The sequence below is a fragment of the Candidatus Neomarinimicrobiota bacterium genome, from assembly GCA_018647265.1.
Classification (GTDB): Bacteria; Fidelibacterota; Marinisomatia; order Marinisomatales; family TCS55; genus TCS55.
This window is the reverse complement of record JABGTK010000081.1, coordinates 1-11,484: the sequence shown is the minus strand read 5'-3', so window position 1 is coordinate 11,484 and position 11,484 is coordinate 1. Positions and strand designations below refer to the sequence as shown.

The following is an 11,484-nucleotide window of genomic DNA, read 5'->3' as shown; positions in this document are numbered from 1 at the left end:
GCCAACCTCCACATGGCGTTTCATCCTGAATTGTTTTCAGACATTAGCCCTATTGCACTTTATATTCGTTTGCCCATTCAATTCATTCTCATCGTTTGGGCGTACTGGACAACTCAGAATCCTGAATAAATAATCATCAAGGTAATCATAATCTCTAAAAATTAGATTTGGAAGTTTGCTCCTTTGACCTTCCCTTGCCTTCCTCGTATCTTTGCTACGGAAATTATGATTTTAACAGAGGAGTTAATTCAAAATGAAATTCAAATTATTCACAGGAATTCTTTCCTGCATTCTATTTTTAGGAGGCTGTACCGTGCCAACCAATAATCCCACAGTTACCGCCAAAAACATACCGGCGCCTGAGAGTGAGAATCCTTTCTACAAGGAGAGTCCACTCTATTTTAAATATCCCCAATTTGATAAGATAAAAAACAGCCACTACACGCCCGCATTTGAAAAAGGCATGGCCGAACATATGGAAGAGGTTGAAGCAATCGCCAACAGCAAAAATGCACCTACTTTTGAAAATACTATCGTTGCCTTAGAAATATCCGGTGCATTACTAGATCGAGTAGCCACTGTCTTTTTCAGTCTCACTTCTGCCAATACCAATGATGATATGGAAAAAATTCGGAGTGAAATGGCGCCCAAGTTGTCGGCCCACAGTGACCAGATTTTGTTGAATGGTAAATTATTTGAAAGAGTCATGGTACTTCATGAAAAACGCAATGACTTAGATTTAGATGCGGAATCCCTTCGTCTCGTAGAAAAATATTATACTGACTTTGTCCGCGCCGGTGCCAAACTTTCTACAGAAGAAAAGGAACGGCTAAAATCCATCAATAGTGAAATGGCCGTTCTCCAAACCACCTTTAGCCAAAATGTATTAAAAGAAGTAAATGCACTGGCGGTAGTTGTGAATTCAATAGAAGAATTGGATGGACTTTCTAACGCCGCCATCGAAGCGGCAGCGAACGAAGGGAAATCTCGGGAATTAGAAGGAAAATATGTCATCACTTTAAGAAACACCAGTGGACAGCCACCCATGTCTTCACTCACCAATCGAGCCCTTCGAGAACGGATTCATAAGACATCTCTCTCCCGCGGAAGTCGTGGTGGTGATTTTGATAATAGAGAAACTTTAGCCAAAGTAATTAAACTCCGCGCTGAAAGATCTCAACTTATGGGATACGCCAACCACGCCGCCTATTCACTGGAAAACCAAACGGCCCAAACCACGGACGCAGTAAACAAACGCTTATCCGGACTTGCACCTGCAGCCATGGCCAATGCCAATCGTGAAGCTGCGGATCTGCAAAAAATGATTAATGCTGAAGGAGGCGACTTTGAACTGGCATCGTGGGATTGGACTTATTATACAGAAAAGGTTCGGGCCGATCGCTACAATTTTGACGCATCCCAATTAAAGCCCTATTTCGAAATGGACAATGTGCTACAAAATGGCGTCTTTTATGCAGCCAACCAACTTTTTGGCATTTCATTCAAAGAACGGTTTGACCTTCCTGTTTACCAAGAAGATGTCCGTGTTTTTGAAGTATTTGATTATGACGGCTCAGTCTTAGCTCTTTTCATTTACGATGGATACGCCCGTTCTTCTAAACGAGGCGGCGCATGGATGAATGCATACGTTGGTCAATCCAAACTAAAAAATAATAAACCCGTAATTGCCAACCATCAGAACATAACTAAACCACCCGAAGGAGATCCCACCCTCCTCACCTTTGAGGAAGTTATAACCATGTTTCATGAATTTGGCCATGCGCTCCATGGTATGTTTTCTGATGTGAATTATCCTTATTTCGCCGGCACTTCCGTACCGCGCGATTTTGTGGAATATCCTTCACAAGTGAATGAAATGTGGGCCATTTGGCCAGAAGTGCTAAAAAATTATGCTGTTCACCATGAAACAGGCGAAGCAATGCCAAAAGAACTTTTAGATAAAGTTTTGGCCACTCAGAAATTCAACCAAGGATTTGCCACTACTGAATATTTGGCTGCTTCCATATTGGATCAAGCGCTCCATCAATTAACTCCGGACCAAGTTCCTGAATCAGTTGATCTTATCGCCTTTGAAGCAGATGCACTTAAATCAGGTGGCGTTGCTATGGATGCTATTCCGCCCCGCTATCGCAGTACCTATTTCTCCCATATTATTGGCGGTTATTCTGCCGGTTATTACTCCTATATTTGGAGTGAAGTTCTGGATGCGGATACAGTAGAATGGTTTAAAGAAAATGGCGGATTGAATCGTAAGAATGGTGACCATTTTCGCAGGACACTTCTATCCCGCGGCGGCAGTGAAGATGCTATGGTTATTTTTAAAGATTTCCGTGGTTCCGAACCGAACATTCAACCACTGTTGGATCGGCGTGGATTGAACTAAATTCTAATTTATTACAACTACATATAGTAAAAATGGATATTAATCAAATTGGATCGACTGCATTTATAATTGCAGCCTTTCGTGCTGAAGAATCCGATCGTGAAAATCCTCTTTTTAAAGATGACTATGCCAGATATTTTTTGAATGATGAAATGGTTAAAAAGTCTCATGAAATGTCATCAATCCTTCCGGATACAAAAGAATTGGTTCGCTATCGAATCAAATATTTTAACGATAAAATAACAGAACACATAGATGCCGGCGCTACTCAAATAGTATTATTGGGTGGCGGTTTTGATATGAGAGCATGTAAATACGCAAAACCAAATGTCCAGTTTTTTGATGTGGATCAAGCGACTGTATTGAATTTCAAACAAAATGTAATTGAGAAAAATAACATTAATTATCCCTCCATATTTATCCCATGTAACTATATAGAAGAAGATGTCATTTCGCTGATGAAAAAAGGTGGCTTTAAAACTGAAGAATCCACCCTGTTTATCTGGGAAGGAAACTCAATGTACATCCCTGAGAAACTCATTTTTGATTTATTTAACACCTTAACTAAAAACATAAGTCGATTTAGTATTGCCTTTGATTATCTCACCTATGATATACTCAATCAAGATAGCGGTAAAGAAGAACTTGATGAGGTCGCTGAAATTTTTGATGATCTAGGATCTCCTTGGATTACAGGATTTGACAATATTCACATTATCGAAGAAAACACATCATTAATTGTTTCTGAAGACGTGCCCATGACAATTCTAGAAAAATCATATGAACCTGAGAAACCATCGACTGAAGCAGAATTAATTAATACTTATTCTGTTTGTACTTTTGAGACCGAATAAAGAATTTTAAATAATGGTTTCTATTATTGGCATTCCCCTAGATGAAAATTCATCATTTTTAAAAGGGCCTGCCAAAGCGCCACCTCTTATCATGGATGCCTTCCATTCCGATGCATCCAACATGTTTGCTGAAAATGGTGTTAATTGTGATGATGTGGACAGAATTAGGGATATTGGTATTCTCCAACTTCCTGCGGGAAAAGTGGCTATGGATTCTATCCGTAAAACTATTAGTAAAGAATTGAATCGTGGCCAAAAAGTAGTTTCACTCGGTGGTGATCATTCCATTACTTTTCCCATCATTGAATCTTACAGTCAGAATTATTCCAATTTAAATATACTACATTTTGATGCTCACCCTGATCTATACGATAATTTTGAGAACAATCCCTATTCTCACGCTTCCCCCTTTGCTCGAATTATGGAAAATGGCTTGGTGAAACGGTTGGTTCAAGTGGGCATTCGAACCTTAAATAATCATCAAAAAGAACAGATTAAACGATTCGGCATTGAAGTAATTGAAATGAGAAACTTCGTTTCATCTCTTTCACTTGAATTTGACGGACCTGTTTATGTTTCAATTGACCTGGATGCCCTTGATCCCGCCTTCGCCCCGGGTGTGTCTCATCATGAACCGGGCGGACTCTCCACTCGAGACTTGGTGAATGTAATCCATCAATTAAATGGGAATGTGGTGGGAGGCGATATTGTAGAATACAATCCAGACAGGGATATTAATAATATGACCGCGGTGGTTGCGGCTAAATTGTTGAAAGAAGTTTTGGGGAAAATATTGGGTTAAGGATTACCCCAAAAAATCCACGCGATTGAATATTTTCATATCAACAGGGATTGCCTCACCGAAGGCGACACCATATCTTTTATTTACAATTCGGTCATCCATCACAATAAATATTCCCTCGTCATAAGCTGTGCGAATTAAGCGGCCAAACCCTTGACGAAACCTAATTACTGATTCGGGTAAGGCATAATCCATAAAACGATTGCCACCCTCAGTTTCAATCATATTGCCATAAGCTTTCACCAATGGTTCTGTGGGCACATCAAAGGGCATTTTCACAATAATCAAAACTTCCAACAAATCGCCCGGGAGATCCACTCCTTCCCAGAAAGCATTGGTTCCCAGTAAAATTCCGTTGGGGGACTGATGCATACCTCGCACCAATCCAGCCCGTGATGATTGTCTTTTCTGGGCAAAGATTGGCAAATTTTTTCCACCGGACTTTCGCTGTAATATATCGTAGGTATTCACCAATTGTGCTCTGGATGTGAATAACACCATCATGCGTTTATTATATCGTTGGTGACAGGCGTAGATCATATTTGCCAATACATCCGGTTTCTGTCCATCGCTGCCGGAATATTGGTAATAGGTTACTTGTTCATTATATAAAAATGGACTTTCAAAAACAGCTGTTTGGATGTCATCAAATTCCACTCCATTCAAACCAGTCCGTTGGAGAAAATAATCAAATGAATCACGGATACGAATGGTAGCGCTAGTAAGGATGCAATGATTCAATTCTTTGAATAAGCCAGATGAAAGGTCATTGCCCAAATCAACTGGTGCCGCTTGAACAGTAAGAATCAGCTGTGTTTTTCCTCTATAATTTCTGAAATTACCTTCATACCAATATACATGATCATCATCCTGATTGGACGTTAGCGACTGAATCAATAATAAAGAATCGGTCATGAGTCCCTCACCTCGATCAAACAGTTGATGGAGTTCTAGAAAATCTTCTCTCTTTTCATCAATATCCATCAACGCTTCACGCAGTTTTCGCACTTGATTTCTCACGGTATGAAAGCAACGATTCATTTGCTTTATTTCGCCGGACAAAGCGCCAAACTCTTCAACTAAATTTTGAATAATGAGTTTGGTTGAATATTTAGCACCAGGATCAAATTTGTGTAGGCTATTTCCCGCCATTTGGTCAAAAAAGGATTTTATTGAATCCCGACATTCAGCCACATCTCGACCCAATTCTCTACGCATTCCTTCAAATTGGGGATGGAGACCACCTAATGATTTGAGCTGATTATTCCAGCGAACAGAATGGGAATGCTCTGGGTCCACTCGTTCAAGAAAATAACCCAAAGATCGTTGATCTAAAACGGAAGTGAATTGGCGGTAAGCAGCCTGGGGAATATTATGAGCCTCATCAATAATAACGGACTTATGTTCCGGAAGAAAGCCCATCCCTTCACCCGCTTCTTTTCGCGCTTTTGCTTCAGACAAAAGTAATGCATGATTCACAACAATCAGATTGGCGTTGTATACCATTTTCCTCAAAGGACCGAAAAAACATCCACCATGACGAGAACAAATTGGGGACGTACAGAATCCCGGCTCACTTTGCACCAATGCCATGAGACGGAATGTAAATCCATTGGTAAAACCGGGGCATTCATCCATGTCACCAGTTTGGGTATGCTCCAGCCAAATCATGAGTGGAACGAGATACATGGCCTCTTCACCATTAAGCATTTTCTCTGCGCCGCCAATCAGCCAATTTAAGCGGGACTTACACACATAATTGCTGCGCCCCTTCATCACCACGGCCTGGACTGGTGCATCAATCGCTTTGGTTAATTGAGGTAAATCTTTGTTAAATAATTGATCTTGAAGATGTTTGGTATAACAGGAAATAATCACGGGGCCATCATCAGGATTTAAAAGATTGTTTTTCATAGCAGGAAATAAATATGCCATACTTTTTCCCAGTCCGGTACCCGCCTCTGCAATGCCGATACCACCAGGACTGGCCATAATATCGTCTATAAATTCACTGAAATTGACTTGGTTTGGGCGATCTTCATAATTTTCGTATGAACAACTTAAATGGCCGTCGGGACCAAATACATCATGACTTGAAATTGCTGTTATATCATTCTCACCACCATTGATGAATATATTAGTGTTAGTAGGTTTGGGTATTTTGGACTCGATTAATCCATTTTTTAAATCACCGATCTGGGTCAAGGCATTGGCCAAATCAATGAATAAATCTTTATTATGAGTATCAAATGGTTTCAGTAAGGCCAAAATTCTGGATATAAGATTGAGGTTATAACTGGCTGCTTCTTCAACCAATTCAACAAATATTTTTCCGCAATTTTCAGTATCGTATTCTGCTCTATGTGCTCCTTCTGTAGAGAGACTGAAAAAATCCGAAACTGCACTCAAATTATGAGCCGGCTGAAAAAACAATAAAGCGCGCGATAAGGGTAAAGTATCATACAGTTTGCGATCAGGTAATTCCTTATTATGCCTTTCGCCCATGGACTGTAAGAAAGCCAAATCAAAAGGTGTGTTATGGGCAACTAATGGATGTTTACCGATAAATTTAAATAAGTCATCGACGATTTTACTTTCGGCCGGTGCATCCGCCACCATATTATTGGTAATTCCAGTAATTTCCTCAATGAAAGATGGAATAGGAATTCCCGGGTTAACGAGAGAAGTAAATCGTTTCGATGGCTCCCCATCTATAAATAAAATAGCAGCAACTTCAATTATACGATCGGTCTCAACCTGAAGACCCGTCGTTTCAAAATCGATAGCTACAAACTTATTTAATTGAAGTTTTTTTAAAAGTGAAGGGCGATCCATAAAATTTAAACCATTTTATCCATCATTGCCGTCAGGTAGATCCACTTTGAAAGAAGGTGAAACAACACCGTGACGAAAATAATTATAATGCCTTAAAATCCAAAATAATGGAAGTACCATAAATAAGAACCAGGGAAATCGCACTGCAATAAACATGACCGGAATAAAGACCACATAAGCACGGCAGCGCTGCAAATGTCTTACTGCAGAAGGAAAAATCAAAGCTACCAGAGGAAATGGCAAATATACAGCTGAGATTGTGCTAATTATAGGATCATCATGGAGAACACCTGCCGTAGCGGTTATAATGGTTAATCCAATAATTATAGCCAAGGGAAGTGTCATTTCGCTTTTCTCGGGCACGGATCTTTCTCCCTTTTCATTCTCTTTAATGGGGATAGCATAAGTCAAATGCGCCACTACAAAAAAGATGAAATAAGGTAATCCATAGGCAAAAACTAAAGGATCAAATCCGGCGGGAATTGTCCCCAGAAAAAACAGGGCAAATCCCGTTAAAAGCATGAAACTAGCTGATTTAATCGAATCCACTTTTTGAGGAAAAAGGGGAAACCTAAACATAAATTTATCCCACACTAATGCAATAACCATTATTGACACTAGAAAGTAAGAAAAGGTGGACCATTCCCAATAAAGCCATCGATCTTCTAAATAAGCGGACACATTTGCACCGGCGAGAACCATTGCCCAAATCCCAAACCAACGCTCAGGATTGAGTGCTGCGAAACCATCCATCTTTTTTGCAATGGCTGCTAAACGGCCATATCGCCCTGAATTTCGGGGAAAATACTTTTCTGCCAACATCTGCTTAACCTATTAATGCTTTGCCGAAAATTTCGGCATATACTTCATTAAAAATAATAAAGGCTACAACTGCTGCTGCAATGGTGAGAAATGTTTTCACTAATTGTGGAGATAAATCCATCCCTTCCATCCCTTCTTTTAGCTCAACCAAATAATTGGCGATTCCCCATTTTTTTAGGACGAATATGGCAGTAAGCATGCCACCGATAGGCAACATGTATTTTGAGGATAAATAATCCATGAAATCCATGAAAGGCATTCCCATGAATTCTGTAATATTGATTCCACCACCTAAAGAGAATGAACAGAATGCCCCCACCACAGTAATCACAGCACCAAACTGAATGGTGGCTTTTTTACGAGACCATCCTTTTTGATCTATAAAATAAGCGGTTACAACTTCAAGTATTGAGATTGCAGATGTCAATGCCGCCATAAATAGGAGGATGAAAAACATCGTACTCCAAATAGCGCCACCGGCCATTTGAGCAAATACTGCCGGTAATACACCAAAAATAAGTCCGGGGCCTGCTGCTGGATCGGCACCCAGTGCAAATACTGTTGTGAAAATAGCGACACCGGCTAGCATGGCGATGGCAGTATCTAAGAAAATCACCCATAGGGCTGAAGTCATTAAATTTTGTTTTTTATCGAGATAACTACCGTAGGTAATCATGGTTCCCATTCCGAGGCTTACTGTAAAGAATGCATGGCCCAGCGCCAACACAATGGCCGAAGCCGTTAAGTCTTCGAACCGAGGATTAAATAAAAATGATAATCCCTCCATTCCACCGGGGAGTGTCATGCCTCGAACGGCTAGCATACCTAATAGAATAACAATCAAGGGCATCATAATTTTGGACCATTTTTCAATGCCGCCCTTTACACCCTTAACAATAACCCAAATACACAAAGCCATAAACAAAACCTGATATATTACCGGCTCCCAGGTACTTGTCTTAAATACCTCAAACGCGGAATCTGCTGCTTTAATATTACCGGCAAACGTGGCAAAACCACCAGAAAAGGAATCAATGATGTATTTAAATATCCATCCACCCACAACGCCATAAAAAGAAAGAATTACAAAGGCAGATGCGACACCGAGATATCCTACCCATTTCCAATGGGTACCCGGAGCCAGTTTTTCAAATGCACCCACAGGACTTAATTGCGTTTTACGACCAATAACAAATTCAGCAATGAGAATAGATAAACCAACAGCCAGGATACAGGCTAAGTAAACTAAGGTAAAAGCACCGCCACCATTTTGGCCAGCTATTGAGGGGTATTTCCAAATATTTCCTATACCAACTGCGGATCCTGAAGCAGCCAAGATAAATCCTAACTTTGACCCCCATTGTTCACGGTTTTGACTCATTGTTTTTGCTCTTTCTCTTCTTTCGGTTTCTCTAGGTCTTCATTCATTACGTCATGAAATGGATGTAAATGTGCCTCGACGATGGCGTCGAGGAGGCCGTAAATATAGACAAATCCAATCCACCATCCATATTTGTTTCTTAGTTTTAAATACTGTGCCTTTTCGGTCAAATCAGTACCGTTGAAATTCTTATATTTATTACCATAATCCATGTACAGATACCCCGTGGCAATTGCAGATACTATCAATAATCCGCCCTTGATTGGCTGATTATTATAAAATTGTCCGCCCCCGGGAAGCATTAACGCCCTCCGTGCCGCCTGTTTTGTTGATTTTTGATTAAGGCTATCTGCTTCCTGTCCCAACAAAGGAAACATTAGAATCAGGATTATAGTAATTTTTTTGATCATTCAAAATTTATATGGCGGCGACACATTCTATTTCAACGTCGGTTCCTGCTGGCAACCCGACCACCGACACCAAAGATCGCGCCGGTGCTTCCGCTTCATCTAACCATACGTTGAATACTTCATTCACTTCGGCATAATTATCCATGTCCGTCAAAAAAACAGTAAACTTAACTACCTTCGACAAGTCAGTCCCCGCCCGCTCTAAAATAGCTGATAGATTTTTAAAAACCTGTTCCACTCTTGATTTAAATGACCCTTCTATCAAATGACCCGAGTCAGGATCGATAGCAATCTGACCGGCAGTAAATACAAATCCATTGGCAATGACGGCCTGATTGTATGATCCAATGGGGTTTGGCGCATGGGCGTCATTGATTACTTGTCTACTCATATTTTCTCCTAATCGTTAAAGGCCATACAAAAGAGACCAATATTGGGATCAAACTCTCTTTTACCGTCGGTATCAATTTTTCTCAAAATAAATTCTCCCACTGCACCGACTTTTGCTTCAAACAGATGGCCACCTTTTACATCCATACTATGGTCGCTAATTGTTATGTGCGCATGAATAAATGGTTCCCCATTCTTGAGTAACACATTCCCTTGGTAAGATGTCAATTCCCAAATATTTTCATAAAAGTTTCGGACATATTCTTTATTCTCTAAATCGTAGGCGCCCAAGTCAATTTCTTTGATTGCCCCAATACCAGAAAGTTGCCCATTAGCTATGTTGCGATCTTTACAAAACTGGGTGAGCGTTTCCATAATCGCCTCATCCTGCTCCACGTAAATAATGTAAGTATCACCGTCCTGTTTATACTGCATATTGTGCTTTATCCTTCAATTGTGTCTTTAATAATTTCAAAACTTTTATCCATGGCAAATTTTAACGCGGCCGAATCTCTCCCACCAGCCGTAGCAAGATGAGGTTTTCCACCACCACCGCCACCCATTTCTGCACCAATACTTTTAGCAAGTGCGCCGGCTTTTACACCTGTTTTGACCAAATCTTGAGTCACTACAATAACAACCATTGGTTTTTCACCTTCAGCCCCAAGGACGCCAATGCCACTTTTTAGACCGCCCAACAATGTATCGCCCAAATCTTTTAACTCATCCATAGAAGTAGCATCGGTCATTTTCACCACTACTGTTTGTTTACCGACTGATTTTCCACCATCCACCAGCGATTTTACATTAAAGGAAGATCCCGTTTTTTTGCGCTGTTTTAATTCTTTTTCTAATGCCTTTTTCTGTAATAATAATTGGCTTACCCGCTCAGCAACCATATCCGCACCACAATTCAATTGAGATTGAACTGTTTCCAGACTTGCAGATTGATTCTGAACGTATTCCACTGCTTTTGGTCCTGTTACTGCGACGATTCGCCGCACCCCCGCGGCCAGTGAAGATTCTTCTAAAATTTTAAATAATCCAATATCACCAGTTCGATCTACATGAGTGCCGCCACACAATTCTTTGGAGAAGTCGCCAACTGTTACAACACGCACTTCATTACCATATTTTTCACCAAACATGGCTGTTGCACCTTCTTTTTTAGCTTCATCAAAACCTTTAACTGTAATATCCAACGCATTGTTTATTAACACTTCACGGTTTATGATTGATTCAATTCCCCGAATTTCATCTAATGTCAATTTTTCGAAATGGGTTAAATCAAATCTGAGATAATCGGCATGGACAAGTGAACCAGCCTGGTGGACGTGGTCGCCTAAAACAATCTTCAATGCCTTATGCATTAGATGTGTGGCAGTATGATTTTTGCGAATATTCTGTCGGCGATCTTCATCTACTTCACATTGGACTTTCCCATTTGATTTTTCACCAATAGATCCATTGCAATAGTGGATAAATGTATTACCATCTTTTTTCACATCCAGCACAGAAAGATTTACGCCATCGCCCTTTATTGATCCCGTATCTCCAATCTGCCCACCGGATTCAGCATAAAATGG

Annotated in this window: 10 protein-coding genes; 3 read left to right on the top strand and 7 right to left on the bottom strand. The window is 40.4% G+C overall.

Annotated features, from left to right (window positions below):
* Positions 1 to 253: 253 nt before the first annotated feature.
* Genes HN459_04875 through speB form a run of 3 tightly spaced genes read left to right on the top strand, consistent with a single transcriptional unit; the run spans position 254 to position 4,060 of the window.
* Positions 254 to 2,404 (top strand): M3 family metallopeptidase, encoded by a 2,151-nt coding sequence (locus HN459_04875; protein ID MBT3478778.1) that lies wholly within the window; start codon positions 254 to 256, stop codon positions 2,402 to 2,404.
* Positions 2,405 to 2,436: 32 nt separating this feature from the next.
* Positions 2,437 to 3,258 carry a class I SAM-dependent methyltransferase gene (locus HN459_04870; protein MBT3478777.1) on the top strand — a complete coding sequence of 274 codons (822 nt, stop codon included), beginning with the start codon at positions 2,437 to 2,439 and terminating at the stop codon, positions 3,256 to 3,258.
* Between the two features lie 13 nt (positions 3,259 to 3,271).
* Positions 3,272 to 4,060, top strand: a complete 789-nt coding sequence (speB, locus tag HN459_04865; protein MBT3478776.1) for an agmatinase — start codon at positions 3,272 to 3,274, stop codon at positions 4,058 to 4,060.
* A 3-nt stretch (positions 4,061 to 4,063) separates the two neighbouring features.
* Here speB and HN459_04860 read toward each other — a convergent pair whose 3' ends face one another.
* From HN459_04860 to HN459_04830, 7 genes are all read right to left on the bottom strand, one after another.
* A complete protein-coding gene (locus HN459_04860) occupies positions 4,064 to 6,895 on the bottom strand; it encodes a hypothetical protein (GenBank protein ID MBT3478775.1) in 2,832 nt (943 codons plus the stop codon).
* A gap of 15 nt (positions 6,896 to 6,910) precedes the next feature.
* On the bottom strand, positions 6,911 to 7,717 hold the full coding sequence (locus HN459_04855) for a hypothetical protein (GenBank protein MBT3478774.1): 807 nt from the start codon (positions 7,715 to 7,717) through the stop codon (positions 6,911 to 6,913).
* Between the two features lie 4 nt (positions 7,718 to 7,721).
* Complete coding sequence (locus tag HN459_04850) at positions 7,722 to 9,098, bottom strand: sodium-dependent transporter (protein MBT3478773.1); 1,377 nt, start codon at positions 9,096 to 9,098, stop codon at positions 7,722 to 7,724.
* Complete coding sequence (locus HN459_04845; protein ID MBT3478772.1) at positions 9,095 to 9,508, bottom strand: hypothetical protein; 414 nt, start codon at positions 9,506 to 9,508, stop codon at positions 9,095 to 9,097. Before HN459_04845 ends, HN459_04850 begins: the two co-directional genes overlap by 4 nt.
* Positions 9,509 to 9,515: 7 nt before the next feature.
* Positions 9,516 to 9,899, bottom strand: coding sequence for a RidA family protein (locus HN459_04840; GenBank protein MBT3478771.1), 384 nt, complete (start codon positions 9,897 to 9,899; stop codon positions 9,516 to 9,518).
* An 8-nt stretch (positions 9,900 to 9,907) separates the two neighbouring features.
* Positions 9,908 to 10,333: a DNA-binding protein gene (locus HN459_04835; protein MBT3478770.1), complete on the bottom strand. Its 426-nt coding sequence runs from the start codon at positions 10,331 to 10,333 to the stop codon at positions 9,908 to 9,910.
* An 8-nt stretch (positions 10,334 to 10,341) separates the two neighbouring features.
* Positions 10,342 to 11,484 (bottom strand): alanine--tRNA ligase (locus HN459_04830; GenBank protein MBT3478769.1); only part of this gene is annotated, 1,143 nt, incomplete at its 5' end.